Origin of the sequence: Nonomuraea coxensis DSM 45129, assembly GCF_019397265.1 — a bacterium.
GTDB classification, from domain to species: domain Bacteria; phylum Actinomycetota; class Actinomycetes; order Streptosporangiales; family Streptosporangiaceae; genus Nonomuraea; species Nonomuraea coxensis.
Genome location: NZ_CP068985.1, coordinates 6,790,889 through 6,817,594 on the forward strand (window position 1 = coordinate 6,790,889; position 26,706 = coordinate 6,817,594).

Sequence of the window (26,706 nt, forward strand, 5' to 3'; positions counted from 1 at the left end):
CGCTGGGCGCTCGTCGCGGATGGGGTCGTGCTCAGCGCGTCGCGCCGGCCCGGCGCTTGGTCCAGACGTCGAACGCGACCGCCGCCAGGAGCACCGCGCCCTTGACCAGCATGACCCGCTCGCTGGGCGAGCCGATCAGCGACATGCCGTTGTTGATGACCGCCATGATCAGGCCGCCGGTGATCGCGCCGGCCACCTTGCCGACGCCGCCCTGCACGGCCGCGCCGCCGATGAACGCCGCCGCGATGGCGTCCAGCTCGAAGCTGTTGCCCGCCGTCGGACCCGCCTGGTTGAGCCGGCCGGCGAAGATGATGCCGGCGATCGCCGACAGCACGCCCATGTTGACGAAGATCCAGAAGACGACCGACTTGACCTTCACGCCGGACATGACCGCCGCCTGGAGGTTGCCGCCGATGGCGTAGATCTGGCGGCCGAAGACCGTGCGGCCGGCCAGCAGCGAGTAGCCGAGCACCAGCACCGCGAGCAGCACGAGCACCCACGGCAGGTTCTTGAACCTGGCGAGCTGCACGACCAGGAACAGGATCAGCGCGGCGCCTGCCGCCATCTTGAGCGCGAACAGCGCCATCGGCTCGACGGCCTGGCCGTAGCCCTTGCGGGCGTTGCGGGTGCGCAGCTGCGCGACCACCATGCCGGCGATCGCCACCAGGCCGATCAGCAGGCTGAACAGGTCGGCGCCGCCGAGCGGGCCGAGACCGACGTTGCCGAGGTAGCCGTTGGTGAAGCCGTTGGCCAGCGTGCGGACCTGGTCGGGGAACGGGCCGATGCCCTGGTTGCCCAGCACGGTGAGGGTCAGCGCCCGGAACAGCAGCATGCCGGCCAGCGTCACGATGAACGCCGGGATGCCGAAGTAGGCGATCCAGTAGCCCTGCCACGCGCCGATGAGCGCGCCCGCGACCAGCGTGATGAGCAGGGCCAGCGGCCACGCCACGCCCATGTTGACCATGAGCACGGCGGCCAGCGCTCCGGTCACGGCCACCACCGAGCCGACCGACAGGTCGATGTGCCCGGCGATGATGACGAGGATCATCCCGATCGCGAGGATCAGGACGTAGGAGTTCTGGACGATGATGTTCGAGATGTTCTGCGGCTGCAGCAGCGCGCCGTCGGTGAGCACCGAGAACAGCACGATGATGAGCGCGAACGCGATGTAGATGCCGCTGGAGCGCAGGTTCAGCGACAGCCCGCCGAGCGACACCCTGCCCGGCCGGCGTGGCGCTCCCCCGTCGCCGCCCTTCGCGCCGGTCGCCGTGTCGGCGGGCACGTCGGCGGGCGTGATGCTGCTCATGAGAGCTTCTCCTGTCCCTTGGTCATGAGGTACATGAGCCGTTCCTGGGTGGCGTCCTCGCGCGCCACCTCCCCGGTGATGCGACCCTCGGAAAGCGTGTAGATGCGGTCGCACAGGCCGAGCAGCTCAGGCAACTCACTGGAGATCACCAGCACGGCCTTGCCCTGGTCGGCGAGGCGGTTGATGATCGTGTAGATCTCGTACTTGGCACCGACGTCGATGCCGCGGGTGGGTTCGTCGAGGATGAGCACGTCCGGCTCGGTGAGGATCCACTTGGAGAGCACGACCTTCTGCTGGTTGCCGCCGCTCAGCTTGCCGACCACGCTGTTCACGGTGGGCGCCTTGATGTTCATGCTCTTGTGGAAGGTCTCGGCGACCTTGTACTCCTCGTTCTCGTTCACCCAGCCGCGCCTGGCCAGGCCCTTGAGCCCGGCGGCGCTGATGTTGCGCTTGATGTCGTCGATGAGGTTGAGGCCGTAACGCTTGCGGTCCTCGGTCGCGTACGCGAGGCCGTGCCTGATCGCGTCCTGGACGTTGCGGATCTCGATCGGCCGGCCGTCCTTGAAGATCCTGCCGGAGATGTTCACCCCGTACGTCCGCCCGAACACGCTCATGGCCAGCTCGGTGCGGCCGGCGCCCATGAGGCCGGCCAGGCCCACGATCTCGCCGCGGCGCACGGTGAGCCCGGCCCCGTCGACGACCTTGCGGCCGGGCTGGCTCGGGCTGTGCACGGTCCAGTCCTCGATGCGCAGCACCTCCTCGCCGATCGACGGCTCGTGCGGCGGGAAGCGGTTGTCCAGCGCGCGGCCGACCATGCCCGAGATGACGCGGTCCTCGGTCACGTCGTCGGTCGCCATGTCGAGCGTCTCGATGGTCCGGCCGTCGCGGATGATCGTGACGGAGTCGGCGATCGCGATGACCTCGTTGAGCTTGTGGGAGATGATCACGCAGGTGATGCCCTCCTCCCGCAGGCCGCGCAGCAGGTCCAGCAGGTGCGCGGAGTCGTCGTCGTTGAGCGCCGCGGTCGGCTCGTCGAGGATGAGGAGCTTGACCTCCTTCGACAGCGCCTTGGCGATCTCCACGAGCTGCTGCTTGCCCACGCCGATGTCGGCGATGGGCGTGGTGGGGTTCTCCCGCAGGCCGACCCGCTTCATGAGGGCGGCGGCCTCGTAGTTGGTGCGGTTCCAGTCGATGATCCCGCGCTTGGCGCGCTCGTTGCCGAGGAAGATGTTCTCCGCGATCGACAGCTGCGGGCTGAGCGCCAGCTCCTGGTGGATGATGACGATGCCGGCGTGCTCGCTGTCGCGGATGCCGCCGAACTCGACCCGCTCGCCCTCGAAGACGATCTCGCCCTCGTACGTGCCGTGCGGGTAGACCCCGGACAGCACCTTCATCAGCGTCGACTTGCCGGCGCCGTTCTCGCCGCAGATGGCGTGGATCTCGCCCCGCCGGACGGACAGGTTGACGTCCTGGAGTGCCTTGACGCCGGGGAAGGTCTTGGTGATCCCGACCATCCGCAAGATGTGCTCGGTCATATGCCCCTCGCTCAGCTCAGGGAGGCCCCCGGGGACCCGCGGTCCCCGGGGGCGCGGCCCTTACTGGAGCTGGTCCTCGGTGTAGTAGTTGCCGCCGACGATGATCTCCTTGTAGTTGGACTTGTCGACGATCACCGGGTCGAGCAGGAACGACGGGACGACCTTGTTGCCGTTGTCGTAGTCCTTGGTGTTGTTGACCTCGGGCTGGCCGCCCTTCAGCACGGCGTCGGCCATCTTCACCGTCTGCTCGGCGAGCTTGCGGGTGTCCTTGAAGATCGTGGAGTACTGCTCGTCGGCGATGATGGACTTGACCGAGGCGAGCTCGGCGTCCTGGCCGGTCACGATCGGGTAGGGCTGGCCGCTGGTGCCGTAGCCGGAGCTCTTGAGCGCCGACAGGATGCCGATGGACAGGCCGTCGTACGGCGAGAGCACGCCGTCGACCTTGGCGTTGCCGTAGGTGCTGGTGAGGATGTCCTCCATGCGCTTCTGGGCCGTGGCCGGGTCCCAGCGCAGGATGGCGGCCTGCTTGAAGTCGGTCTGCTTGCTCTTGACGACGATGGTGCCGTCGTCGATCTTCGGCTGGAGCACCGACATGGCGCCGTTCCAGAAGAACGTGGCGTTGTTGTCGTCGGGGGAGCCGCCGAACAGCTCGACGTTGAACGGGCCCTTCTTGCCCTCCTCGACGCCGAGGCCCTTGAGCAGCGAGGTGGCCTGCTGCACGCCGACCTTGAAGTTGTCGAAGGTGGCGTAGTAGTCCACGTTGGGGCTGTTGCGGATCAGCCGGTCGTAGGCGATGACCGGGATCTTGTTGTCGGCGGCCTGCTGGAGCTGCGAGGTGATCGCGGTGCCGTCGATCGAGGCGATGATCAGGAGCTTGGCGCCCTTGGTGATCTGGTTCTCGATCTGGTTGGCCTGGGTGGGGATGTCGTTCTCCGCGTACTGGAGGTCGACCTTGTAGCCCAGCTTCTCCAGCGCCGACTTGACGTTGTCACCGTCGTGGATCCAGCGCTCCGACGACTTGGTCGGCATCGTCACGCCGATCAGCGCTCCGGCGCTGCCGGCGGCGGAGGACGCGGAGGCCTCGGCGTCGACCGTCTTCTGGCTGGAGCCACAGGCCGTCATGGTCGCGGCGAGGGCGATGGCCGTGACCACGCCCCCGATCCGTCCCAACCTCATGTCATCTCCTTGCGATGGGGGTCGCGGCAGGCGCGTGGACACGGCGGCTGCCGATGTAGAACATCAATTCGCCACAGAACGTGACGAACAAGAACAAACTTCGCGTTCGTTTCCGCCGATTGTTATCGCTAACAAAGACTATGTCAACGTTGGGGCGTCACCCGCCGGAAACATTCAGGTAACGCCCAACCGCGTCTCTGCCCTGTTCAACGCCTGGCCCGCCCGGAGAACGGGCGCTGCAGGAGGATGAACACGAAGAGCAGCAGTCCGATAAAGATCTTGGTCCACCAGGAGTTGAGGGTGCCCTCGAAGCTGATGATCGTCTGGATCAGCCCGAGCACCAGCACCCCCAGCACGGTGCCGAGCAGGAACCCGGTGCCGCCGCTGAGCAGCGTGCCGCCGATCACCACGGCCGCGATCGCGTCGAGCTCCATGCCCACCGCGTGCAGGCCGTAGCCCGAGAGCATGTAGAACGACAGCAGCACGCCGCCGAGCGCCGAGCAGAAGCCGCTGACCGTGTACACCGTGATCTTCGTACGGGCCACCGGCAGCCCCATGAGCAGCGCCGACTGCTCGTTTCCGCCGGTCGCGTAGACCGACCGGCCGAAGCGCGTGTAGTGCAGCACGTACGCCGCCACCGCCACCACGACCAGCGCGATGACCACGCTCGGCGAGACCCACAGGTCGGCGAACAGGTCGATCCTGGTCTGCGCGAACGCCGTGAACGTGGCGTCCCTGATCGGGATGGAGTCCGTCCCGATCGTGTAGCAGAGCCCGCGGGCCAGGAACATGCCCGCCAGCGTCACGATGAACGGCTGGATGTCGAAGGCCTGGACGATCCAGCCCATCACCAGCCCGAGCCCCGACCCGATGAGCAGCACCAGCGGCACCACCACGTAAGGAGGCCACCCCGGCCCCTCCATCAGGCTGGCCGCGATCATCGTCGACAGCGCCACCACGGAGCCCACCGACAGGTCGATGCCGCCCGTCAGGATCACGAACGTCATCCCCACCGCCACCACCAGCAGGAAGGCGTTGTCGATGAAGACGTTGAGCACGACCTGCCCGCTGGCGAAGCCCTCGTAGCGGATCCCGCCCGCCACGAACATCGCCACGAACAGGCATCCGGTCACCAGGACCGGCAGGTACTTGACCGGGACGGAGGCCCGCCCGAACGTCAGCGCGGTCACGCCGTGCCTCCTCGGCCTGCCAAGACTCTCTCCTCAGGGGTCGGTTCCACGGGTGCGGGCCGGCCGCGGCGCCGGAACGCCTTGGCGCGGAAGGACGGGGACTGGATGAGACAGACGGCCGTCACGACCAGCGCCTTGAACAGCAGCGTGGTCTCCGGCGGCACGCCGATCGAGTAGATCGTCGTGGTCAGCGTCTGGATGATCAGCGCGCCCAGCACGGTGCCGGACAGCGAGAACCGGCCGCCCGCCAGCGAGGTCCCGCCGATCACCACGGCGAGGATCGCGTCCAGCTCGATCCACAGGCCGGCGTTGTTGCCGTCGGCGCTGGAGACGTTCGAGCTGATCATCAGCCCGGCCACGCCCGCGCACAGCGCCGCGAACGCGTAGACCATGATGACGATCCCGCGCGCCCGGATCCCGGCCAGCCGGCTGGCCTCGGCGTTCCCGCCCACCGCCTCGATGAGCATGCCCAGCGCCAGCCGCCGGGTCAGGAACGCGGTGATCCCCAGCACCGCGATCACCACGAGGATGCCGAACGGCACGGTCAGCCAGTAGCCCCCGCCGATCACCTTGTACGCCGGGTCGTTGATCGTGATGATCTGCCCGTCGGTGATGAGCTGCGCGAGGCCCCGCCCGGCCACCATGAGGATCAGCGTGGCGATGATCGGCTGGATGCCGACGGCGGCCACCAGGAACCCGTTCCAGGCCCCGAGCACCAGGCACAGCCCGAGCGCCGCCGCCACCGCCGTGGCCACGCCGGCGTCCTCGCTGATCTGGAGGCAGGCGAGCGCCCCGGAGATCGCCACCACCGAGCCCACCGACAGGTCGATGCCCCCGGTGGCGATGACCAGGGTCATGCCGATGGAGACCAGGATCAGCGGCGCGCCGAAGCGCAGGATGTCGATCAGGCTGCCGTACAGGTGGCCGTCCCTGACCTGGACGGAGAAGAAGCTCGGCGTGAAGAAGATGTTGAGCGCCAGCAGCAGCACGAGGACCACGGCCGGCCACAGCAGGCGTCTCATGACACTCGCCCTCCGCTGGCGATCGTCTCCAGCAGGACGTCGGTGGTCAAGGTCTCGTCGTTGGGCAGCTCGGCCACCAGGCGGCGGTCGCGCAGCACCTCGACCTTGTGGCTGAGCCGCAGCACCTCCTCCAGCTCGGCGGAGATGAACAGCACCGCCATGCCGCCGTCCGACAGCTCGGCCACCAGCCGCTGGATCTCGGTCTTGGCCCCGACGTCGATGCCGCGCGTGGGCTCGTCGAGGATGAGCAGCCGGGGTTCGAGGATGAGCCAGCGGGCCAGCACCACCTTCTGCTGGTTGCCGCCGCTCAGGTTGCGCACCGGGATCTCGGGGTTGGGCGGGCTGATGCGCAGCGCCTTGACGTACTTGCCGACCAGGTCGTCCTGCGTCTCGCGGGGCACCGGGCGGGTCCAGCCGCGGGTGGCCTGGAGCGCCAGCACGATGTTCTCGCGGACGGTGAGGTCGGGGATGAGCCCGTCCTCCTTGCGGTTCTCCGAGCAGAACGCGATGCGGTGGGTCATGGCCGCGCGCGGGGTGCGCAGCGACGCGGGCGCGCCGCCGATCGCGATGTCGCCCGAGCCCGGGTGGTCGGCCCCGAACAGCAGCCTGGCGACCTCGGTGCGGCCCGAGCCGAGCAGCCCGGCGAGGCCGACGACCTCGCCCTCGTGGATGGTCAGGCTGAACGGCTCGATCGCCCCGGCCCGGCCGAGCCCGCGCGCCTCGACCAGGGGGCGGTCGAAGGTCTTGTGCTCGCCGTGCAGGCGTTCCAGCGCGGCCAGCTCCTGGCCGATCATCTTGGCCACGAGCTGGACCTGGCTGAGCTCGCTGGTCGGGTACTCGCCGACCAGCCGGCCGTTGCGCAGGATCGTCATGCGGTCGGAGATCTCGTAGATCTGGTCGAGGAAGTGGGAGACGAAGAGGATCGCGATCCCCTCCTCCTTGAGCCGCCGCATCACGCGGAAGAGCTGCTGGACCTCGTCGGCGTCGAGGCTGGAGGTCGGCTCGTCGAGGATGAGCACGCGGGCGTCGATGTCCACGGCCCGCGCGATCGCCACCATCTGCTGGACGGCCAGCGAGTAGACCGACAGCGGCGCCGACACGTCGAGCCGCACGTCGAGCCGGGCGAGCAGCTCGCCGGCGCGGGCGCGCATGCGCTTCCAGTCGATGCGCCCCCGGCGGCGCGGCTCGCGGCCGAGCAGGATGTTCTCCGCCACCGAGAGGTTGGGGCAGAGGTTGACCTCCTGGTAGACCGTGCTGATGCCGGCCTGCTGCGCCTCCAGCGGGCTGCCGAAGGCGACGGTCCGGCCGGCCAGCTCGATGGTGCCCGCGTCGGCGGGGTGCACGCCCGTGAGCACCTTGATGAGGGTGGACTTGCCCGCGCCGTTCTCGCCCATGAGCGCGTGCACCTCGCCGGGGAGCAGCCGCAGGTCCACGTCGTCGAGGGCCTTCACCCCCGGGAACTGTTTGCCGATCCCGCTCATCGTCAGGACCGGCGCGGGTACTGCCATGAAGCCTCCAGGTGAAGACCGGGCCGGCAGGGTCGCCGGCCCGGCGTCCTTGCGATCAGTACTGGCGGGAGGACAGGACCTGCTTGGCCTGCTCCTGGGTGAACGTGGTCTCCTCGGTCACCACGCGGGCCGGCACCTCCTCGCCCTTGACGACCTTCTTGGCGAGATCCATGAGCTGCGGGCCGAGCAGCGGGGAGCACTCGACGATGAAGTTGATCTTTCCGTCGGCGAGCGCCTGCATGCCGTCCTTGACCGCGTCGACCGTGATGATCTTGATGTCCTTGCCGGGGACCTTGCCCGCGCCCTCGATGGCCTCGATCGCGCCGAGGCCCATGTCGTCGTTGTGGGCGTAGAGCACGTCGATGTCCGGGTTGGACTTCAGGAACGCCTCCATGACCTCCTTGCCCTTGGCCCGGGTGAAGTCGCCGGTCTGCGAGGCGATGATCTTGAACTTGGGATCGGCGCCGATGACCTCCTGGAAGCCGGCCTTGCGGTCGTTGGCCGGGGCCGAGCCGGTGGTGCCCTGCAGCTCGACGATGTTCACCGTGTCCTGGCTGTCCTTGTACTCCTCCACCAGCCACTGACCGGCCTTCTTGCCCTCCTCAACGAAGTCCGAGCCAAGGAAGGTCTTGTAGAGGGAGGTGTCCTTGGAGTCCACGGCGCGGTCGGTCAGGATGACCGGGATCTTGGCGTTCTTGGCCTCGTTGAGCACCGGGTCCCATCCGGACTCCACCACCGGCGAGAAGGCGATGACGTCCACCTTCTGCTGGATGTAGGAGCGGATGGCCTTGATCTGGTTCTCCTGCTTCTGCTGGGCGTCGGAGAACTTCAGCGTGATGCCCGCGCTCTTCGCCGACTCCTGGACGGACTTGGTGTTCGCGGTCCGCCAGCCGCTCTCCGCGCCGACCTGGGCGAAGCCCATGGTGATGGTGTCGTCGCCGCCACCGCCCGTGCCGGCGCTGGTGGTGCCGTCGCCGCCGCCGCAGGCCGTCACCGACAACGCGGTGAGGCCGGCGAGGACCAGGGCCGAGATCCTCTTGAACACTTGGGGGGTTCCCTTCTGATGTGAACGCTAACACCCCTGATGGGGCCAGGGGCCGCCGTCGTCGCGGACGGCCGCTAGCGACCTTCCGGGGGCCGGGCCGTACTGGCCCTGCACACGAACGCCGGCGGCACCACGAGCCGCTCCCGCTGCTGGAGACCGTCCTCCAGCAGCCGCACGAGCACCTCGATGCTGTGTCTGCCGACCGCGTCGAAATCCTGTCTGATGGTCGTGAGCGGCGGCGAGAAGTACGCCGACTCGGGGATGTCGTCGAAGCCGACGACACTCACCTGGCCGGGCACGCTCACCCCCTGCTCGGTGAACGCCCGCAGCACTCCGAGCGCCATCTGGTCGTTGGCGACGAAGACCGCGGTCACGTCCGTCATGCGCGCCAGGCTGCGGCCCGCCTCGTATCCCGAGCGCGGGCTCCAGTCCCCGGCGAGCGGGTGCGGGGCCTCGCGGCCCGCCTGCTCCAGCGCGGCCCGCCACCCGGCCACGCGCCCTTCGGCCTCCAGCCAGTCCGACGGGCCGCTGACGTGCCAGACCGTCTCGTGGCCCAGGGAGAGCAGGTGCTCGGTGGCGAGCCTGCCCCCCGCGACCTGGTCCACGCTGACCACCGGCACCTCCCCCGCCTGGCCGCCCTCGACGGCGACGGTGGGGATGGCGAGCGGCAGGTCGGCGAGGGCCCGGGCGGCCGAGCGCTGCGGCGCGACCACCACGACCCCGTCCACGCCCTGGTCGGCCAGGTAGTCGAGGGCGTCGCGGACGCCCCCGGGATCGATGGACTTGAGGCTGACGATGCTGACGAAGTAGCCGGCCGCCCTGGCGGCCTGCTCGATGCCGTACACCGTGCTGGCCGGGCCGTACAGCGTGGTGTCGAAGCTCACCACGCCGAGCGTCCGCGACCGTTTGGTCACCAGGGCGCGGGCGACGAGGTTACGGCGGTAGCCGAGCTTGTCGATCGCCTGGAGCACCCGGGCGCGGGTCTCGCTGCGCACGTTCGGGTGATCGTTGAGCACGCGGGACACGGTCTGGTGCGACACGCCGGCCTCCCTGGCCACATCGGCCATGACCGGTGAGCGACGTCCCAGGCGGGATCCCACTGCCGTGCTCCTTCCCTGGCTTGGCCCCGACTGTGAACGTTAACAACCGGTTCCGTCAAGAGGTCGCCTGATTACGGTCGGGTTACACAGGCTCGCTCTTGACGTGCAGGGGGGCCGGTATCTACCGTGGCGCGGATCGCCGATGTTAACGCTCACTTGTTGTTAGCGCTAACACGACTTGAGGAGCCCCCCGACTCATGACGCGCATCGCCCTGTCGGCCCTGCTGGTGGCCGCCCTGCTCGTCGCGCCACCCCCGGCGGCCGCGCTCGCCGACCCCGTGCCCGAGGGCGCGGTCGTCGACCAGTTCGACGGCGACACCCTCGGGCAGGACTGGACCGTCCTGTCCCCCGACGAGTCCCGCTGGAGCCTGTCCGACGGGGCGCTGCACCTGGACACCCTCACCGGTGACACCCACCAGGGCACCAACAACGCGCGGAACCTGTTCCTCGTCGACGTCCCCGACGGCGACTTCGAGGTGGTCACCAGGCTGAGCGCGCCCGTCTCCCTCGACTACCAGAGCGCGGGCCTGCTGGCCTGGCAGGACTGGGACAACTACGTACGGGCCGGGCTCGCCCACGTCGGCTTCGCCGGCGGGCCGGTGATCGAGACCGCGACCGAGGTGGGGGCCGCCTTCACCTCGGCGTTCGCGGCCCGGCCAGGATCCACGGCTGAGACGCTGAAGCTGGCGCGCAGCGGCGACGAGTTCACCTCCTCGTACTGGGACGGCACGGCCTGGGTGCAGGCGTCCCGCATGACGGCCCGGCTGGAGGTGCGCCAGCTCGGACTGTTCGGGCTCTCGGCGCAGAACGGGCAGACCTCCCAGGGGGCGTGGTTCGACCGGATGTGGCAGTTCGCCCACGACCAGAAGGCCGACCTCGTGGACGAGCACTACTACAACAACCCCGACTGGTTCCTCGCCAACAACCACCGCTACGACACCTTTGACATCCTCCCCCTCGTGAACAAGGGGGATTCCGACCGTCGCCGGTCGGTCTTCCTGCTTCACCGCCGGCCGCCCGCCCGGGAGGAGGACTCCCGTTGAGGTCTTACACCAGCTCCACAGGCGTTTCAGCTCTCCGCCAGCCCGGCGGCGAGCAGGTTTCTGGCCGCGTTCACGTCCCGGTCATGGACCGCGCCGCACGCACAGGCCCACGCACGGACGCTCAACGGCATCTCGTTCCGCAGGGCCCCGCAGACCGAGCACAACCTGGAGGAGGGGAACCAGCGGTCCGCCACCACCAGGGTGCGCCCGTACCAGGCAGCCTTGTACTCCAGCATGCTGCGCAGCTCCCGCCAGCCCGCATCCGAGATGGCGCGAGCCAGCCTGCGGTTCTTGACCAGGTTGCGGACACCCAGGTCTTCCACGGCGATCACTTGATTCTCGGAAATCAGCCGTGTGGTGACCTTGTGCAGGTAATCGCGCCTGCGGTCAGCGATTTGGGCATGTACCCGTGCGACCTTCAGCCGGGCCTTGGCCCGGTTGTTCGACCCCTTCTCCTTGCGGGCCAGCGCCCGCTGCGCCTTGGCCAGCCTGCGCCGCTCACGACGCTCATGACGCGGATTGACGATCTGCTCAGCGCACGACAGCGTCGCCAGCATGGTGAGGCCCGCGTCCACCCCGACGGCCTGCTCGACCGGCGCCAACGGCGCGATCTTCTCTTCCACCAGCAGGGACACGAACCACCGCCCCGCCGCGTCCCTCGACACCGTGACCGTGGACGGCTCAGCCCCCTCCGGAAGTGGACGCGACCACACGATGTCCAGCGGCGCGCCCATCTTGGCCAGGGTGAGCCGGCCGTCGCGCCAGCGGAACGCCGAGCGGGTGTATTCGGCCGACGCCCGCGACCTCTTCCTGCTCTTGAACGTCGGGTATTTGGCCCGTTTGGCGAAGAAGTTCGCGAACGCCGCCTGCAGATGCCGCAGCGTCTGCTGGAGCGGCACCGACGACACCTCGCGCAGAAACGCCAGCTCGGGCGTCTTCTTCCACGCGGTCAGCGCGGCCGACGACTTGGCGTAGGAGACACCTCGGCCTTCCTGGGTGTAGGCGCGGGTCCGCTCCTCCAGGGCCTTGTTGTACACCAGGCGCACGCAACCGAACGTCCGGACAAGCTCTCCGGCCTGCTCGGGAGTCGGGTGGAAGCGGTACTTGTAGGCCCGCTTCACCAGCTGCGCCACCTTTGGATTCTATGTACGAGATCGCTTGCGCACCGGCCGATTCCGAAAGACGGCGGTCCGCCTGACGGCGTATCGCCTGCTCCTGCCCTGCCCGGAAGGAGTCCGATTCCTGCCCCGCCTGAAGGCGGGGGTCTCCTCGGAGGTATCTGATGACCGCAGCGGGCCCAAGGTGTTCGTCGGCGAGTACGCCTCGCGCGGCAACGCCTTCTCCAACGCCCTCGCCGAGGCGTCGTTCCTGACCGGCATCGAGCGCAACGCCGACGTGGTCGAGCTGGCCTCGTACGCGCCGCTGCTGGCCGACGTCGACTACGTGGACTGGACGCCCGACCTCATCTGGTTCGACAACGACCAGGCGTACGGCTCCCCCAGCTACCACGTGCAGCGGCTGTTCTCCCGCCACGTCGGCGACCGGGTGCTGCCGAGCTCCTTCAAGGGGGAGGCCAGGCCGGTCGAGGACATCAGCGGCGCGGTCGGGCTGGGCTCCTGGCGCACCCAGGTCCGCTACGACGACGTCAAGGTGACCGCCGCCGACGGGACGGTCCTGCTCGCGGAGGACTTCTCGGCGGGCGCGCCCGGCTGGACGCCGGGCCTCGGCACCTGGGCGGTCCAGGACGGCGCCTACACGCAGAGCGCCCTGGTCGAGGACGCCCGCTCGACCGCGGGCTCGGCCGGCTGGTCGAACTACACGGTCGAGGTGACCGCCCGCAAGACCGGCGGCGACGAGGGCTTCCTGGTGATGTTCGGCGTGCGGGACACCGGAAACTTCTACTGGTGGAACGTGGGCGGCTGGAACAACACCCAGACGGCGATCGAGAAGGCCGTCGACGGCGGCAAGTCGGCGCTCGTCACCTCGGCGGACACCGTGGAGACCGGCCGTGACCACCGCCTCAAGGTGCAGGTGGACGGGCGGCGGATCACGACCTGGCTGGACGGGCGCAAGGTGCACGACTTCGTGGACAGCGCCCAGGTCGAGCCGCTGTACCAGGTGGTGTCCAGGGACCGCGACAAGGTGACGCTCAAGGTCGTCAACGCCCAGGACAGCGCGGTGCGCACGGCGGTGGACCTCGGCGGCTCCCGGTTCCGGCCGACGGCCGTGATCACCTCGCTCACCGGGGCGCCGTCCGACGTCAACACGCTCGCCGAGCCCGACCGCGTCGCGCCGGAGGAATGGCGGCAGAGCGGCCTGTCCGCCTCCTTCGGCTACGACTTCCCGGCCCACTCGGTGACGTTCATCGAGCTCACGGAGCGGTGACCACGCGGTAGTGGGTGGTCGTCCTGCCCTCGTCGTCGAGCACGTGGAAGGCGAGCGACGGGGGCAGGGCGTAGTCGAGGCAGGTCTCCCACGTGGTGCCGCCCTCCCAGGGCAGCGTCAGGGTGGAGACCACGCCCGGCGCGACGAGGAGCGGCCGGCCGGCGAAGGTGGTGGCGGCGGCCGTGTGCGCGTGGCCGACCAGAACGGCCGCCACGTTGGGGTGGCGGGCCAGCTCCTCCAGGCGCGGGCTGGGGCGCAGCATGATGCCGTCGATCAGCGGCGCGTGCAGCGGCACCGGCGGGTGGTGGAAGGCCACGAACACCGGGCGGTCGCTGCCCGCCAGCACCCCCTCCAGCCAGTCCAGGGTCTCCTCGTCCAGGTGGCCGGGGTTCTGGCGGGGGATGGAGGAGTCGCACATGGCGTAGATCGCGCGGGGGGTGCGCAGGACCTGGTTGACCGGGCCTGGTCCAGGATCGGGCTCGCTGAGCAGGACGCGGCGGAACTCCTCGCGCACGTCGTGGTTGCCGGGGCCGATCAGGACGGGGTGACGGGAGGCGAGCAGCTTGCGGGCCTGCTCGTACTCGTCGGCGGTGCCATGGTCGGCGATGTCGCCGGTCACCAGCACGGCGTCGAGGTCGGCGGGGAGCGCGTCGAGGTGACGCATGACGGCCCGCGCGCGTGCGGCGCTCTCGGGGGTGGCGCCGAGGTGGATGTCACTCAGGTGGGCGATCACGATCATGCACTCCACCGTACGCCGGGACGCCGACGGAACTCGGGTCACCCGCCGCCCGTTGAACGGGGCGAACGGCGAAGGAGGGGCCTTGGGCTGGCACTACAGAAAATCCATCAAAGTAGGACCGTTCCGGATCAACCTCTCGCGGCATGGCATCAGCCACAGCTACGGCAACCGGCGCTTCCACGTCACCGCGACCCCCGACGGCCGGCGGCACGTGTCGGTGCGCCTGCCCGGCGGCTTCCACGTCGGCAAGACGTTCGGCGGCAGGAGATATCGCGGACATCACTGAACCCCGATACAAAGCGCTTCCGGTGGGTAGTGGAGTGCCCTCGCGAATTCGATGGAGGAGTTTCGAGATGGGCTGGAGCTACCGTAAGTCGATCAAGGTGGGCCCCTTACGGCTGAACCTGTCCCGCGGCGGGGTCGGCCACAGCTGGGGCAACCGGCTGTTCCGGGTGACGCGAAGGGCGGACGGGCGTCGTACGCTGTCGGTCAACCTGCCCGGAGGCTTTCACTGGCGCAAGACCACCAACGATCGCTGATCGTTCGCCATACACGACGGACCGGAGGGGACTCCCCTCCGGTCCGTCCCTTTTGCCCGCCGGAGCGGCCTGGAAGCGCGATCATGGACGGGCGGGCGACGACCAAGGAGGACAGGTGACCGATCGGGTGATGGAGGTGCTGCGGCGACTGCGGGCCGGGCGGGAGGCGTTCGCGCCGGGCCCGGCGCTGCCCGTCGTGGACCAGGTCGTGGCGACCGTCCTGTCCCAGGCCACCTCGGACGTCAACTCCGGCCGCGCCTTCGCCCGCCTCAAGGCCAGGTTCCCGGCGTGGGAGCAGGTGGCGGACGCGCCGCCCGAGGAGGTGGCCGACGCCATCCGCTGCGGCGGCATCGCCGAGCGCAAGGCCCGCCGCATCCAAGAGATCCTGACCGCGATCGAGGACCGCGAGGGCGCGATCACGCTGGACCGGCTGGACGGGCTCGACGACGAGGCGGCGGAGGCGTACCTGACCTCGCTGCCGGGTGTCGGCCCGAAGACCGCGGCCTGCGTGCTCATGTTCTCGATGGGCCGGGAGGCGTTCCCCGTGGACACCCACGTGCACCGCGTCACCACCCGGCTCGGCTGGATCCCGGCGGGCGTCTCCGCCGAGCGGGCGCACCGCCTCCTGCGGCCCATGGTGCCGCCGGAGGTCCGGCACGAGCTGCACCTCGCGCTGATCCGGCACGGGCGCGCGGTCTGCCGGGCGCGGCAGCCCCGGTGCGGGGAGTGCGTGCTGCGCGAGGTGTGTGCGTACGGACTGAGCGCGCTCAGTCGAAGAAGTGAGCCACCCGGAAGGGGCGCACCGTGATCGGCACGACGTACCAGCTGATCAGTTTGAGCTTCTTGAGCCGGGTCTTCTTGTCGATCTTGTCCTGGACGCACCGCAGCACGACCTCGTAGTCACCGGGCGGGGTGAAGTACGAGATGCCCACGGTCTTCCTGCCGAGCCCCCGGTTGGAGAGCGAGATGCCGACCTCACGGTAGGGCCGCCATGACGACCTGAGCATGAAGGCGGTGGAGGTGAGCGTCGCATGCTCGGCCGGCGACGGGCAGTGCACGAAGACGCGGACGAAGTCGTTCTGCTGAGGGTCGTCGGGCACCACGCGCAGCGAGGTGCGGTGCTTCCAAGGAGGAGGGATCTGGTCGGCGAGGGCCGGGAGCGCCACGGCGACCTGCCCGATCAGGAGAGCGGCGACGGCTCCCGTCCAGATGGCGGCACGCATGTGCGCCACGTTAGGCGGAGCGCGGAACGAAGCCATGGAGGCCACGCCGGTGACCTGCGGAAAGGGTGGAGCTATGGGGATTCGAACCCCAGACCTCCTCCATGCCATGGAGGCGCGCTACCAACTGCGCTATAGCCCCTTGCGATCACCAAGTGTATAGGACTTCCGGAGCGCCCGCGCCCCGGAAAGTCAGCCGCAGGTGGTGTGCATGGTCAGGGTGGCCTCGTCGAGCGTGAGCGTGACCTGGACCCGGCCCAGTTCGCCGGTGCGGGCGACGTGGGTGCCGCCGCACGGGATGGCCGCCTCGCCCTCGGGCAGCTCGCAGCGCCAGGTGCGGCGGGCGGTCAGCTCGGGACCGGGGACGTCGAGCCGGACGGGGGCGTCGGCGGCGACCCAGGTCTTGAGCCGGTCGTTCACCTCGCCGGCGACCGCGGCGGCGTCGAGGCCCTCGGCGGAGAAGCCCTTCTTCCGCAGCGACTTGCCGAGGCGGTAGACGTCGACGCTGCCGCGCTCGGCGATGCGCGAGGAGGTGATCGCGGTCTGGTCGAAGTCGGGGTGGCCGAGCCGGTCGAGCGGCGCCTCCTTGCGCCAGCGGCCGGCGAGGGCGGCGTTGAGCGCGAGCGCGGCGAGGTGGCAGGCGGTGTGGCCGGCCGAGAGCGCGGCGCGGTGGGCGGCGTCCACCTCCAGGTCGACCTCGGCCCCCACGGGCGGCGGCGCGTCGCCGGTCACGTGCACGACGAGCCACCGCCAGCCCTCGTCCCCGCGCCGCACCGGGATGTCCGCCCCCAGGAAGGTCTCGCCGGTCGCCGACTGGGCCCCTGTCACGCAGTCGAGGACCGGCGCCCCGCCGACCGTGCCGCGGTCGGCGGGCTGGTCGGGCCAGGTGTGGTCGAGAGGGTGGAAGGGCGTCTCGGCGACGACGATCCCGTGCCGGTCCCCCACCGGCACGACCGCGACGACCTCGGAACGGCCCGAGACCCGGCCGCTGGGGAAGGTGACGAGAGTCGAGTTCATCCGTCCATCATCCCAGTGCCCGCTCGTCCTCCAGGTGCCGCTCGCGGCCGGCGTACAGGCCGGCGGCGAGCTGGACGGCCAGCACCACGAAGATCAGCGTGTACGGCAGCGCCCACCCTCCCGACCAGTCCCGCAGCACGCCGACCAGCAGCGGCCCGCCGCCCGCGATGAGGTAGCCGGCGCTCTGCCCGAACGCCGACAGCGCGGCGGTCACCTCCGGCGTACGGGTGCGCAGCCCCAGCATCACCAGCGCCAGCGGGAACGACCCCATGCCGATGGCGATGAGCGTCACCCAGAGCGGCGCCCACGACGCCGGCCCCGCCCAGAGCCCGCCGAAGCCGGCCGCGTAGAAGGCGACGAGCCCGGACACCACCGGCCGCTGGTCGCGGAACCGCGCGGCGATCACGGGCACGGCGACCGACACCGGGATGTTCAGCGCGGTGAACACGCCGAGGAGCAGCCCGGCCTCGGAGGTGCTGTAGCCCCCGTCGGTGAGGATGGTGGCGAGCCAGCCGAACATGATGTACGCGATCATCGACTGGGTGCCGAAGTAGATCGCGATCGTCCAGGCCAGCTGGCTGCCCAGCATCCGCCGTACTCCGGCGTCCCTGCCTCCCGTGTCCCGCTCCGGCTCACTGCGCAGCAGCGCAAGCCACGGAATGGCGGCCACGGCGGCCAGGGCCGCCCACACGCCGAGCGCGACGTGCCAGTCCCCCGACGCGCGCTCGATCGGCACGGTCGCGGCGGCGGCCAGCATGGTGCCCGTCGCCAGGGCCGTGGTGTAGACGGTGGTCATGATCCCCGTACGCGCGGGGAAGTGCCGTTTGATCAGCGTCGGGATCAGCACGTTGCCCACGGCGCCGCCGGACAGCGCGACCGCGCTGCTCAGCAGGAACACGGGGGCCGAGCCGACCAGCGACCTGACCAGCAGGCCCGCGCCCAGCGTGACCAGGGCGAGCAGGAGCAGCCGGTGCTCGCCGACGCGCCGGGCGAGCGCCGGGGTGACGGCGCCGACGCCGGCGAAGGCCAGCACCGGGAGGGTGGTGAGCAGGCCCGTGCCGACGCTCGTCATGCCGAGCGCCCCCGCGAGCTGGTCGAGGAGGGGGCCTACGCTGGTGACGGCGGTCCGCAGGTTGAGTGCGGCGAGGACGATTCCCAGCACGAGGAGCCAGGCGAGGGGTGTGGTCCTGCCTCTGCGCTCCGACGCCAGAACACTCATGCCGGGCAATTCCTCCATTCATCAAGTCATGGGACGAATCACCACCCTAACAGGAGCGAAATGCGGCTTTATTCCACCCGGCGCGCCGGCCTCCCGGCACACGACAGCGGCCGCCACGCGGGCGGCCGCCGTTCGGGTCGAAGGGGGATCGCTTACAGGACCTGCTTGCAGGACCGCGCTTACAGGACCGGCCGGGGCCCCTGCGGCGGCTCGTCGCGCGGGGGGAAGTGGCCGGGGGCCGGCAGCGTCGTGTCGCCGCCCGGCATGGACGGATCTGTGCCGCCGATCGTGCCGGGCGGCACCTGCTGCGCGCCGCCGTACGTGGAGCCGGGCTCGTGCGTGCCGGTGCCGGGGGCGGCGCCGTCGCGCTGGTGCGGGCCGGGCACGTCGCCGCGCCAGCCGCCCGTCTCCGAGCCGCGCGACTCGATGAACTGCTTGAACCGCTTGAGGTCGCCGTTGACCCGCATGCGGACCAGCTGCAGCCAGTCGCCGGCGGTCTCGACGAAGCCCTCGGGGTCGTACTCCATCTGGAGCGTGACCCGCGTGCGGCCGTCGTCGACGCGGTGGAAGGTGACGACGCCCGCCTGGTTCGGCTTGTCGACGCTGCGCCAGGCGACCCGCTCGTCCGGGTGCTGCTCGGTGATGTCGGCGTCGAACTCGCGCCTGACCCCGGCGATCTCCGCCACCCAGTGCGTACGGGTGTCGGTCACCTGTTTGACCGACTCGACCCCTTCCATGAACTCGGGGAAGCTCTCGAACTGCGTCCACTGGTTGTAGGCCACCCTGATGGGGACCTCGACGTCTACGGAGTGCTCGATCGTGCTCATGGGTTCAGCCACTTCCCGGCCGGGCCGGAGGTTAACGCTTTCGCCGCAGCCAGAGGAGCCCGACGAACGGGAGCACGAGCGGGATGAAGAGGTAGCCCTTGCCGTAGGCGGACCACACGGTCTCGTCGGGGAAGGCCGCGGGGTCGAGGAGGCTGACGGTGCCGATGATCAGCACCCCGGCCAGCTCGACCAGGAGCGCGGCCAGCGCCAGCCGCCGCGCGCCGCGCCAGAGCGCGACCGTGAGCAGGACGTAGACGGCCGCCGCGAACGCCGACAGGCTGTAGGCGAGCGGCGCCTCCCCGAACCTCGTGGCGATCTGCACCGCGGCGCGCGCGCCCGCCGCCAGCGAGAACAGGCCGTAGACCGCGATCAGCGCCCGCCCGGGGCCGCTGCCGATGGAGCTCATGCCGCGCCCTGCCAGATCTGCCCGAGGCGGGCGTTCATGACCGCGATCGCGAACCCCGCCACGACCAGGATCGCGGTCCCCCACCGCGACCGTTCGGCCAGCGCCAGGAACACCGCGGCGGGCGGGATGACGACCTCGCCGATGAGGTAGCCCCACAGCGTGGCCGGCTCAGGCGACTCCGCTCCCCCGGCCACCGCCGCGATCACGAAGCCGACCTGCACCAGCACGGCGACCTCCAGCACGGCGAAGCCGACCAGCAGCACCATGCCCATGGGCCGGTCGCGGATCGCGGTGACCAGGCTCGCCAGCATGAGCAGCAGCGCGACGGTGATGACGATCGCGGAGACGGTGGTGTTCATCGGGGGTAAGGCTATCGCCCGGCGGTGGCGCCCCTCATCGCGGCAGCTCGCGCTCGATGCCGTCGAGCAGCCGGCGCAGGCCGCGCTCGAAGTTGTCGTCCGCACCGGGGACGCCCCGCTCCAGCAGGGGCGCCAGGTGCGGCGGCTCGGCGTCGCTGACGCCCTCGCGCCTGGGCGCGGAGCGCTCCTGCGCCTCACGGACCATGTAGCCGGTCATGTAGTCGGTGCAGGCGGTCAGGAAGCGCCAGGCGGCGGGCGCGGCCCGGCCCTTCGCCTACGCCTTCGGCTGCGCCGCCGCGCCGGCCGCGCTCTCGCCGGCGCCGATCCTGCTCATAGGATCGAAGACGTGGAGAAGATCCTCGTCAGCGCCTGCCTGATGGGCCGCAAAGTCCGCTACGACGGCGGCGCGAAGACCAGCTCGGCCGCCGTGCTCGCCGGATGGCGGACGGAGGGGCGGCTTGTGCCGTTCTGCCCCGAGGTGTCGGGCGGGCTGCCGGTGCCGCGCCCGGCCGCCGAGATCGAGGGGGGCGCGGGCGGGGCCGCCGTGCTGGAGGGCGCGGCCCGGGTCCTGACGTCCGGCGGCGACGACGTGACGGAGGCGTTCCTCGCGGGGGCGCGGGCGGCGCTGGAGGCGGCCAGGGCGGCGGGCGCCAGGATGGCGGTGCTCAAGGAGGGCAGCCCGTCGTGCGGCGCGCTGGCCGTCTACGACGGCTCCTTCGCCGGCCGCAGGACGCCCGGTCAAGGGGTCACCACGGCGCTGCTGGAGCGGCACGGCATCCGGGTGTTCGGCGAGGACCGCCTCGCCGAGGCGGCCGGCTACCTGCGCACCCTGGAGACGTAGAAGGCCGCGCCGAGGCCGGCGGCGAGGAAGGTCGCGATCGTGCCGTGATACCACAGGAGCGGCGTGCTGCCCCGCGTGCCCGGCGCGAGCGCCGTCGCCAGGATGCCGAGCAGCACCCCGCCCAGCGCGGCCGCGTGCGTGTAGATCAGCCCGTCCCACGCCCACGGGCGGGCCTTCAGCGCTCCGTACGCGCCGGTCAGCATCGCGGCGCAGCACAGCGCCTCCACGATCACCGCGGGCGGAACCGGGGGCTGGCGCAGCGGGCCGGGACCGGCCCCGGCGTGCAGCAGCGCCGCCGCCAGGAAGATCAGCGCGTACAGCAGGGAGAGCCGGCCCAGGGCTCTGCGGATCGCGTCCATGGCACCACGCTCCCACCGGGGGGCACGGCCGGCCATCGTCCCGGGGGAGGCCGTCGGCGTACGTCCGGCGCGGTAGCGTCCGCCCGGCGCCTCACGGGGGAAACTTTCTCCGCCTCCCGGGAGTCCTAGAAGTGGGGGCTCGGAAAACTCCATTCCGAAACGGGGAAAGGGACTTGGCGATGCCAGTCGACCTGAACAACGCACGACCCCTGGCCTGGGACTCGGCCACGCTCGACGCGGACACCAAGGCGATGCTCGACAACCTTCAGCCGAACATCCTGCGCGCGCACGTACGCGAGCACCTGGCCGTCCTGTTCGTCCGGTTCAACGACGCGGCCGAGGGCCGGGCGTTCCTCCGGCACGTGGCCACCGCGAGGATGAAGTCGGCGCGCGAGCACCTGGAGGAGGTGCGCGACTTCGCCGGCCGGGGGCGGCGCGGCACCCCCTACGTCGGGATCGGCATCAGCAAGGCCGGCTACCGCGACCTCGGCCACTCGGTCGAGCAGGTGCGGGCCTTCGGCGACCAGGCGTTCCGCGACGGCATGAAACGGCGCGTCGCCGAGGTCGAGGACCCGCCCGTCGAGCAGTGGGACCGCGCCTACCAGCGCGAGATCCACGCCGTCGTGCTCATCGGCGACGACCGGCCGGGACCGGTGGCGGCACTCCGCGAGGAGATCATCGGCGCGCTGCCGGCCAGCGCCAGGCTGCTCGGCGAGGAGACCGGCCGGGGCATGCGCAACCCGGCCGGCGACGGCATCGAGCACTTCGGCTACGTGGACGGCCGCAGCCAGCCGCTGTTCCTCAAGGACGAGGTGGACCGCGAGCCGAGAAAGCACTGGGACCCGGCCTTCCCGCTGGCCAACGTGCTGGTGCCCGACCCCTTCTCGCCGGACCCGCGCCGCCACCACGGCAGCTACCTGGTCTTCAGGAAGCTGGAGCAGAACGTACGGGCGTTCAAGGAGATCGAGGAGCGGCTCGCCGACGACCTCGGGCTGAAGGGCGGCGACCGCCACCGGGCGGGCGCGATGCTCGTCGGCCGCTTCAAGGACGGCACGCCGGTGACCGGCCGGGCCAAGGCCGGCGGCGGCCCGGTGGCCAACGACTTCACCTTCGACGGCGACGACGGGAGCAAGTGCCCCTTCAGCGGCCACATCAGGAAGACCAACCCGCGCTCGTTCGGCCGCGAGGTGCTCATGGCGAGACGCGGCCAGACGTACGGGCGGCGCGGCGACGAGCCGTGGGACGACGCGCCCCCGGAGACGCGGCCCAGCGGCGGGGTCGGGCTGCTGTTCATGGCGTTCAACAGCAGCCTGGTCGACCAGTTCGAGTTCACCCAGCGGAGCTGGGCGGGCAATCCCGACTTCGAGCACCCGGCGACCGGCCACGACCCGGTCATCGGGCAGGGCGAGCGGGCGATCAAGGTGACGTTCCCGAAGGTCTGGGGCAAGCCCGAGCAGTCGCCGCCGCAGGCCCAGGTGGCGCAGACGGTCACGATGAGGGGCGGGGAGTACTTCTTCGCGCCGTCGCTGGCCTACCTGCGCACCCTGTGACCCCGTGAGCGCGCCCGGCCTGCATCGAAGGATGTACGCCAGGTTCGGACCGGCGTAGGAGGCGGGGGCGGGCACCGGCCGTGATGATCGTGTCATGACGATCGGCCTGATGCTCACCCTCGCCGCCTTCGCACTGGTGGACAGCACCAGCTTCGGGACGCTGGTCATCCCCCTCTACCTGCTGCTGTCCGGCGGGCGGTCCAAGGTGCCGGGGCAGCTCGTCTACCTGGCGACGATCGCGGCGTTCTACTTCCTGGTCGGGGTCGCGCTCATGCTGGGCCTGTCCGCGGCCATGGACGGCCTCGGCGAGGCGCTGCACAGCAAGGTCGCGTACGGCGTGCAGCTCGCGCTGGGCGTGGGCCTGTTCGCGCTGAGCTTCAGGTTCGACCCCAAGTACCGGGCCAAGCGGGGCCTGCCCGAGCGCCGTTTCGAGCCGCGCACCGGCGGGCCCGGGACGATGGTGCTGCTCGGGCTGACGGCCGGCGCGGTCGAGGTGGCCACGATGGTCCCCTACCTGGCGGCGGTCGGCATCATGACCACCGCCGGCCTGTCCGCCGCGCAGTGGCTGCCGCTGCTGGCCGGGTACGTGCTCGTCATGATCGTGCCGCCGCTCGCGCTCATCGGCCTGCGCGGCATGACCGGGGCCCGGCTGGAGCCCCGGCTGGAGCGGCTGCGGGCCTGGCTGACCAGGCACTCGGCGTCGATGGTGAGCTGGGCGCTCGGCATCATCGGCTTCCTGCTCGCCCGCGACGCGGCGGCTCAGCTGTTCTTCGCCCCGGCCTGACCGCTCCCGGCTGGGGGGAACCGGGTCCGCGCCTCTAGGATCGATCTCCGGGGAGGCGATCCAGACGATGTTGCGCACCTTTTTCCGTACCGAAGCGGGCAGCACCAGCGCGCTGCTCATCGCCACCGTCCTCGCCCTGGTCTGGGCCAACTCCCCCTGGGGCGACACCTACGAGGCGTTCTGGCACACCCCGATGGGGCTGTCGTTCGGGACCGCCGAGTTCTCGCTGGACCTGCGCCACTGGGTCAACGACGGGCTGATGACGCTGTTCTTCTTCGTCATCGGCCTGGAGATCTCGTACGAGGTCCGGCTGGGCCAGCTGCGCGACCGCCGGCTGATCGCGGTGCCGGCGGTGGCGGCGTTCGGCGGCATGCTCGTGCCGGCGGGCATCTACCTGCTGCTCAACGCGGGCGGCCCCGGCGCGGCCGGGTGGGGCGTGCCGATCGCGACCGACACGGCCTTCGTGCTCGGCGTGCTCGCCGTCGTGGGGGCGCGGTGCCCCGATCCACTGCGGGCGTTCCTGCTGACGCTGGCGATCGTGGACGACGTGCTCGCCATCCTGATCATCGCGCTGTTCTACACGGACGAGCTGTCGGTGCCCGCGCTCCTCACCGCGGCGCTGCTGCTGGCGGCCATCGTGACGCTGCGCTGGCTGAAGATCTGGCGGGCGCCGGCGTACATCGTGCTGGGGTTCGCGCTGTGGGTGGCCACGCTGGAGAGCGGCATCCACCCGACGCTGGTCGGCATCGCGCTCGGCGTGCTCGTCTTCGTCTACGCGCCCTCCGACCAGAAGCTGCTGATGGCCGGCGAGGCCGTCCAGGAGTTCACGAACGAGCCGAGCGCCCGCGCCGCCAGGGAGGCCACCCTGCGGGTCAGGCACGCCGTCTCCGTGAACGAGCGGCTGCAACTGCGCCTGCACCCGTGGAGCAGCTACGTGATCGTGCCGGTGTTCGCGCTGGCCAACGCCGGGGTGCGGCTGGACGGCGAGACGCTGCGGGCGGCGCTCACCTCGCCCGTGTCGTGGGGGATCGTGGCGGGGCTGCTGCTCGGCAAGTTCGCCGGCATCGCGCTCGGCACGTGGCTGCCGCTCCGGCTCCGCTGGGGCGTCCTGCCGGGCAACCTGGTGTGGGGGCAGTTGTTCGGCGGGGCCGCGGTGTCCGGCATCGGGTTCACGGTGGCGCTGTTCATCGTGGACCTCGCCTTCGCCGACCCGGTGATCCGCGCCGAGGCCAAGATCGGCATCCTGGCCGGCTCGCTGCTGGCCGCCGCGCTGGGCTGGGTGATCTTCCGCATGGCGTGGGACCGGGGCGGCGTCTGCGCCCCGCCCGAGGCCGAGCCCGACGAGGAGCTGCCCGAGCTGCTGTCGGTGCCCGTAGGGCCGCGCGACCACGTACGCGGCCGGCCCGGCGCCCCGATCACGATCGTCCAGTACGGCGACTTCGAATGCCCCTACTGCGGCCGGCTCCACCCCGTGCTGACGCGGCTGCTCAGGGACAACCCCGACGTGCGCCTCGTCTTCCGTCACTTCCCGCTGCGCAGCATCCACCCGCGCGCCGCCTCCGCCGCGATCGTCGCCGAGGCGGCCGGCGACCAGGGCCGCTTCTGGGAGATGCACGACGTCCTCTACGACAACCAGCGTCACCTCACGGACGCCGACCTGGAGCACTACGCCGCCCAGCTCGACGTCGAACCGTGGGAGGACGTGCCGCGGCACGCCTCCAGGATCGCGCTCGACGAGGCTTCCGGGCGCGACAGCGGCGTGCGCGGCACCCCCACCCTCTTCCTCAACGGCGTCCGCTACCAGGGGCCGCTCGACGAGGACGCGATCAGCCGGGCGATAGCCGCGCTACGCCCGTCGCCACAGCCTTCCTGACAGAACCCCTCGATCCCCGCCGGAGTCCTCCTTTGACAGCCACCAGCTCGCTCGCGGTCATCGGCCTCATCAGCGCGTTCCTCAACGGCGTGCTCCTGCTCGCCGGCCTCGTCCTCATGGCGATGCGCCGGCGGGAGCAGGGGCGCGGAGCCGTGCTCGGGATCGCCGGCTGCGCCGTCCTCCTGGTCGGCGCGGCCCTCGCCCTGGCGCAGAGCTTCCTGCAGTCACAGCTGGTCGGGCTGCTGGGCCTGGTCACGGGGCTGTCCGTGTGGGTCGTCATCGGCTCGCTCATCCAGTTCGCCGGCATCGCCCTGCTGATCGGCGGAGTGGTGGCGAGGCGGACCGAGCCCGCGCAACGGCCCGCTCCCCCGCAGGGACCGCAGGGGCCCCAAGGATGGCAGCAGGGACCGCAAGGGCCCCAGGGATGGCAGCAGGGATGGAACCAGCCGCAGCCTCCGCCGCACCCGCAGGGCCCGCAGCCGTTTCCCCAGCAGCCCCAACAGCAGCCCTACCAGCAGCAGCCGCAGGGGTCGCAGCCCTATCCACAGCAGCCTCCGCAGCCGCCCTACGGCCAGGGCCCCTACGGCTGACCCGAGCCCGCTCCCTCACTCGCCTCGCAGGTACCGCTCCCAGGTGAGCTCGCCGGCCGGCCGGGCCTCGGTGTCGGAGGCACGCGCCGACCGGCTGGTCGCCCGCGTCTCGTACCCCTCCTTCACCAGGGTCTCCAGCGCCGCGCGGCCGAGCCGGCCGCTGCCTCCCGTCACCAGCACACGTGTCATGGGACCTGGACGGGGCAGCACGTGAAAGTGTGACAATGTCGGCGGAAAGCCCGACACCTCCCAGCGCGTTCGAGGGGCCCATGACTGCGCACCAGCCCGGCCGCCAGGAGCCGGACCCCGACCAGACCATCCGGCACCGCTCACCTCACCCGGCGTCGCCCCCACCCCGCCGGGAGCCCCAGGAGCCACCGGCCACGCAGCGGCTGGACTACACCCCCGACATGCTGCCCGACGTCCAGCTCTACGAGGCCAAGCCGGCGCGGGCGGGCTGGTGGTGGGTGATCGTGGTGGGCGGGCTGGTGCTGCTGCTCGGGGCGCTGGCGGTGGCCGGGATCCTGTGGGTGCGCGGCACGCAGTCCGCGGCGGCCGGGCCGCCGGTCACGGCGGTCACGTCCGCGTGAAGTCCATGATCCAGTTCGTCTCCCAGTCCTCGCTGCCCTCCTCGGCGAACGCCTGCTCCCAGCGGGCGGTGTCCCGGTCGATCACCGTCCAGAGGAACCGGCAGCGGACCGGCCGGCCGTCCACGACCTCCTCGCCGTAGAAGACGCCCCGGTCGCCGTCGAACGCGCCCACCATGGGCCGGGTGTCGAGCTCGCCGCGGGCGCTGCTGGCCCAGTAGATGGACCACTGGCGGGTGCCGGGGTGGTAGACGCGCACGGTCAGCCCGCTCCACCCCTTGGTGGGAAAGGTGATCTCGTCGAAGCTGGCGGCGCCGGCGAAGTGGCGGGTGGCGACCGAGCGGCCGGGGAACTCGTCCCATTCGTCGCTGCCGGACAGGGGCTTGACGAGCCGGCGGTTGGCGACGTCCCAGTGGCCGGCGAAGAAGTCGAAGTCGTTCATGCGGGCGAACGTACGGCAGGGTCACTGACAGGTAGTGTCAGCGG

29 protein-coding genes, 1 tRNA gene and 2 pseudogenes are annotated in these 26,706 nt (G+C 70.8%); 11 read left to right on the plus strand and 21 right to left on the minus strand.

Going from position 1 to position 26,706, the window contains the following annotated elements; translation table 11 throughout:
• Nucleotides 1-31 precede the first annotated feature (31 nt).
• The 8 genes from mmsB to Nocox_RS31830 form a co-directional block, all read right to left on the minus strand.
• Complete coding sequence (gene mmsB, locus Nocox_RS31795; protein WP_020544520.1) at nt 32-1,306, minus strand: multiple monosaccharide ABC transporter permease; 1,275 nt, start codon at nt 1,304-1,306, stop codon at nt 32-34.
• The gene (gene mmsA / locus Nocox_RS31800; RefSeq protein WP_020544519.1) at nt 1,303-2,841 is read right to left on the minus strand and encodes a multiple monosaccharide ABC transporter ATP-binding protein; all 1,539 of its coding nucleotides are present in this window, start codon (nt 2,839-2,841) and stop codon (nt 1,303-1,305) included. Before mmsA ends, mmsB begins: the two co-directional genes overlap by 4 nt.
• A 60-nt stretch (nt 2,842-2,901) precedes the next feature.
• On the minus strand, nt 2,902-4,017 hold the full coding sequence (gene chvE / locus Nocox_RS31805; RefSeq protein ID WP_026214606.1) for a multiple monosaccharide ABC transporter substrate-binding protein: 1,116 nt from the start codon (nt 4,015-4,017) through the stop codon (nt 2,902-2,904).
• A 206-nt stretch (nt 4,018-4,223) separates the two neighbouring features.
• Complete coding sequence (gene yjfF, locus Nocox_RS31810; protein ID WP_020544517.1) at nt 4,224-5,207, minus strand: galactofuranose ABC transporter, permease protein YjfF; 984 nt, start codon at nt 5,205-5,207, stop codon at nt 4,224-4,226.
• Complete coding sequence (locus tag Nocox_RS31815) at nt 5,204-6,229, minus strand: ABC transporter permease (protein WP_020544516.1); 1,026 nt, start codon at nt 6,227-6,229, stop codon at nt 5,204-5,206. Before Nocox_RS31815 ends, yjfF begins: the two co-directional genes overlap by 4 nt.
• Entirely contained in the window at nt 6,226-7,737 is a 1,512-nt protein-coding gene (locus Nocox_RS31820) for a sugar ABC transporter ATP-binding protein (RefSeq protein ID WP_026214604.1), read from the minus strand. The genes Nocox_RS31815 and Nocox_RS31820 overlap by 4 nt, the downstream gene beginning before the upstream one ends.
• A 55-nt stretch (nt 7,738-7,792) precedes the next feature.
• Nucleotides 7,793-8,782 carry an ABC transporter substrate-binding protein gene (locus tag Nocox_RS31825; RefSeq protein WP_020544514.1) on the minus strand — a complete coding sequence of 330 codons (990 nt, stop codon included), beginning with the start codon at nt 8,780-8,782 and terminating at the stop codon, nt 7,793-7,795.
• Between the two features lie 74 nt (nt 8,783-8,856).
• Nucleotides 8,857-9,849 carry a LacI family DNA-binding transcriptional regulator gene (locus Nocox_RS31830; protein ID WP_020544513.1) on the minus strand — a complete coding sequence of 331 codons (993 nt, stop codon included), beginning with the start codon at nt 9,847-9,849 and terminating at the stop codon, nt 8,857-8,859.
• A gap of 230 nt (nt 9,850-10,079) precedes the next feature.
• Here Nocox_RS31830 and Nocox_RS43405 point away from each other — a divergent pair.
• A pseudogene (locus Nocox_RS43405) lies at nt 10,080-10,565 on the plus strand (beta-xylosidase family glycoside hydrolase); the annotation flags it as partial.
• 297 nt (nt 10,566-10,862) lie between these two features.
• Here Nocox_RS43405 and Nocox_RS31840 read toward each other — a convergent pair.
• Nucleotides 10,863-12,058: pseudogene (locus Nocox_RS31840) on the minus strand (RNA-guided endonuclease InsQ/TnpB family protein); the annotation flags it as partial.
• Between the two features lie 169 nt (nt 12,059-12,227).
• Between Nocox_RS31840 and Nocox_RS31845 the strand changes: the two are divergent.
• Entirely contained in the window at nt 12,228-13,310 is a 1,083-nt protein-coding gene (locus Nocox_RS31845; RefSeq protein ID WP_020546334.1) for an alpha-L-arabinofuranosidase C-terminal domain-containing protein, read from the plus strand.
• Here the strand turns inward: Nocox_RS31845 and Nocox_RS31850 are convergent.
• Nucleotides 13,297-14,049, minus strand: coding sequence for a metallophosphoesterase (locus Nocox_RS31850; RefSeq protein WP_020546335.1), 753 nt, complete (start codon nt 14,047-14,049; stop codon nt 13,297-13,299). The two genes, Nocox_RS31845 and Nocox_RS31850, sit on opposite strands and share 14 nt — an antisense overlap.
• An 82-nt stretch (nt 14,050-14,131) precedes the next feature.
• Here Nocox_RS31850 and Nocox_RS31855 point away from each other — a divergent pair, with 82 nt between their 5' ends.
• The 3 genes from Nocox_RS31855 (at nt 14,132) to Nocox_RS31865 (ending at nt 15,396) form a co-directional block, all read left to right on the plus strand.
• Nucleotides 14,132-14,335 carry a DUF4236 domain-containing protein gene (locus tag Nocox_RS31855; protein WP_020546336.1) on the plus strand — a complete coding sequence of 68 codons (204 nt, stop codon included), beginning with the start codon at nt 14,132-14,134 and terminating at the stop codon, nt 14,333-14,335.
• Nucleotides 14,336-14,402: 67 nt separating this feature from the next.
• A complete protein-coding gene (locus tag Nocox_RS31860) occupies nt 14,403-14,588 on the plus strand; it encodes a DUF4236 domain-containing protein (RefSeq protein WP_020546337.1) in 186 nt (61 codons plus the stop codon).
• A 115-nt stretch (nt 14,589-14,703) separates the two neighbouring features.
• Nucleotides 14,704-15,396 (plus strand): endonuclease III domain-containing protein, encoded by a 693-nt coding sequence (locus tag Nocox_RS31865; RefSeq protein ID WP_020546338.1) that lies wholly within the window; start codon nt 14,704-14,706, stop codon nt 15,394-15,396.
• Here the strand turns inward: Nocox_RS31865 and Nocox_RS31870 are convergent.
• The 8 genes from Nocox_RS31870 to Nocox_RS31905 all read right to left on the minus strand — a co-directional run bounded on the left by Nocox_RS31870 (nt 15,356) and on the right by Nocox_RS31905 (nt 19,853).
• The gene (locus tag Nocox_RS31870; protein ID WP_026214991.1) at nt 15,356-15,811 is read right to left on the minus strand and encodes a hypothetical protein; all 456 of its coding nucleotides are present in this window, start codon (nt 15,809-15,811) and stop codon (nt 15,356-15,358) included. The two genes, Nocox_RS31865 and Nocox_RS31870, sit on opposite strands and share 41 nt — an antisense overlap.
• 66 nt (nt 15,812-15,877) lie before the next feature.
• Nucleotides 15,878-15,950, minus strand: a tRNA-Ala gene (locus Nocox_RS31875).
• 50 nt (nt 15,951-16,000) lie between these two features.
• The gene (locus Nocox_RS31880) at nt 16,001-16,825 is read right to left on the minus strand and encodes an alanyl-tRNA editing protein (RefSeq protein WP_020546339.1); all 825 of its coding nucleotides are present in this window, start codon (nt 16,823-16,825) and stop codon (nt 16,001-16,003) included.
• A gap of 7 nt (nt 16,826-16,832) precedes the next feature.
• Nucleotides 16,833-18,044: a CynX/NimT family MFS transporter gene (locus Nocox_RS31885; RefSeq protein ID WP_051112725.1), complete on the minus strand. Its 1,212-nt coding sequence runs from the start codon at nt 18,042-18,044 to the stop codon at nt 16,833-16,835.
• Nucleotides 18,045-18,223: 179 nt separating this feature from the next.
• Nucleotides 18,224-18,871, minus strand: coding sequence for an SRPBCC family protein (locus tag Nocox_RS31890; RefSeq protein ID WP_020546341.1), 648 nt, complete (start codon nt 18,869-18,871; stop codon nt 18,224-18,226).
• A 31-nt stretch (nt 18,872-18,902) separates the two neighbouring features.
• On the minus strand, nt 18,903-19,277 hold the full coding sequence (locus Nocox_RS31895) for a hypothetical protein (RefSeq protein WP_020546342.1): 375 nt from the start codon (nt 19,275-19,277) through the stop codon (nt 18,903-18,905).
• Nucleotides 19,274-19,636, minus strand: coding sequence for a hypothetical protein (locus Nocox_RS31900; RefSeq protein ID WP_020546343.1), 363 nt, complete (start codon nt 19,634-19,636; stop codon nt 19,274-19,276). The genes Nocox_RS31895 and Nocox_RS31900 overlap by 4 nt, the downstream gene beginning before the upstream one ends.
• 34 nt (nt 19,637-19,670) lie before the next feature.
• The gene (locus Nocox_RS31905) at nt 19,671-19,853 is read right to left on the minus strand and encodes a TetR/AcrR family transcriptional regulator C-terminal domain-containing protein (protein ID WP_020546344.1); all 183 of its coding nucleotides are present in this window, start codon (nt 19,851-19,853) and stop codon (nt 19,671-19,673) included.
• A gap of 129 nt (nt 19,854-19,982) precedes the next feature.
• On the opposite strand from Nocox_RS31905, the gene Nocox_RS31910 reads away from it, so the two are divergent.
• A complete protein-coding gene (locus Nocox_RS31910) occupies nt 19,983-20,477 on the plus strand; it encodes a 2-thiouracil desulfurase family protein (RefSeq protein WP_020546345.1) in 495 nt (164 codons plus the stop codon).
• On the opposite strand, the gene Nocox_RS31915 is transcribed toward Nocox_RS31910, so the two are convergent.
• Nucleotides 20,453-20,836, minus strand: coding sequence for a hypothetical protein (locus Nocox_RS31915; RefSeq protein ID WP_020546346.1), 384 nt, complete (start codon nt 20,834-20,836; stop codon nt 20,453-20,455). The genes Nocox_RS31910 and Nocox_RS31915 overlap by 25 nt on opposite strands.
• A 179-nt stretch (nt 20,837-21,015) precedes the next feature.
• On the opposite strand from Nocox_RS31915, the gene Nocox_RS31920 reads away from it, so the two are divergent.
• The 4 genes from Nocox_RS31920 to Nocox_RS31935 all read left to right on the plus strand — a co-directional run bounded on the left by Nocox_RS31920 (nt 21,016) and on the right by Nocox_RS31935 (nt 25,633).
• Nucleotides 21,016-22,386 carry a Dyp-type peroxidase gene (locus tag Nocox_RS31920; protein WP_020546347.1) on the plus strand — a complete coding sequence of 457 codons (1,371 nt, stop codon included), beginning with the start codon at nt 21,016-21,018 and terminating at the stop codon, nt 22,384-22,386.
• A gap of 94 nt (nt 22,387-22,480) precedes the next feature.
• Nucleotides 22,481-23,170: a GAP family protein gene (locus tag Nocox_RS31925; RefSeq protein ID WP_020546348.1), complete on the plus strand. Its 690-nt coding sequence runs from the start codon at nt 22,481-22,483 to the stop codon at nt 23,168-23,170.
• A gap of 67 nt (nt 23,171-23,237) precedes the next feature.
• Nucleotides 23,238-25,043: a Na+/H+ antiporter NhaA gene (nhaA, locus tag Nocox_RS31930; protein WP_020546349.1), complete on the plus strand. Its 1,806-nt coding sequence runs from the start codon at nt 23,238-23,240 to the stop codon at nt 25,041-25,043.
• Nucleotides 25,044-25,075: 32 nt separating this feature from the next.
• Nucleotides 25,076-25,633, plus strand: a complete 558-nt coding sequence (locus Nocox_RS31935; RefSeq protein WP_020546350.1) for a hypothetical protein — start codon at nt 25,076-25,078, stop codon at nt 25,631-25,633.
• A 15-nt stretch (nt 25,634-25,648) separates the two neighbouring features.
• Here the strand turns inward: Nocox_RS31935 and Nocox_RS31940 are convergent, their stop codons facing one another.
• Entirely contained in the window at nt 25,649-25,822 is a 174-nt protein-coding gene (locus tag Nocox_RS31940) for an NAD-dependent epimerase/dehydratase family protein (RefSeq protein ID WP_219495529.1), read from the minus strand.
• 80 nt (nt 25,823-25,902) lie between these two features.
• Between Nocox_RS31940 and Nocox_RS31945 the strand changes: the two genes are divergently transcribed.
• Nucleotides 25,903-26,223 carry a hypothetical protein gene (locus Nocox_RS31945; RefSeq protein WP_020546352.1) on the plus strand — a complete coding sequence of 107 codons (321 nt, stop codon included), beginning with the start codon at nt 25,903-25,905 and terminating at the stop codon, nt 26,221-26,223.
• On the opposite strand, the gene Nocox_RS31950 is transcribed toward Nocox_RS31945, so the two are convergent.
• Entirely contained in the window at nt 26,210-26,662 is a 453-nt protein-coding gene (locus Nocox_RS31950) for a hypothetical protein (protein WP_020546353.1), read from the minus strand. The genes Nocox_RS31945 and Nocox_RS31950 overlap by 14 nt on opposite strands.
• Nucleotides 26,663-26,706 lie beyond the last annotated feature (44 nt).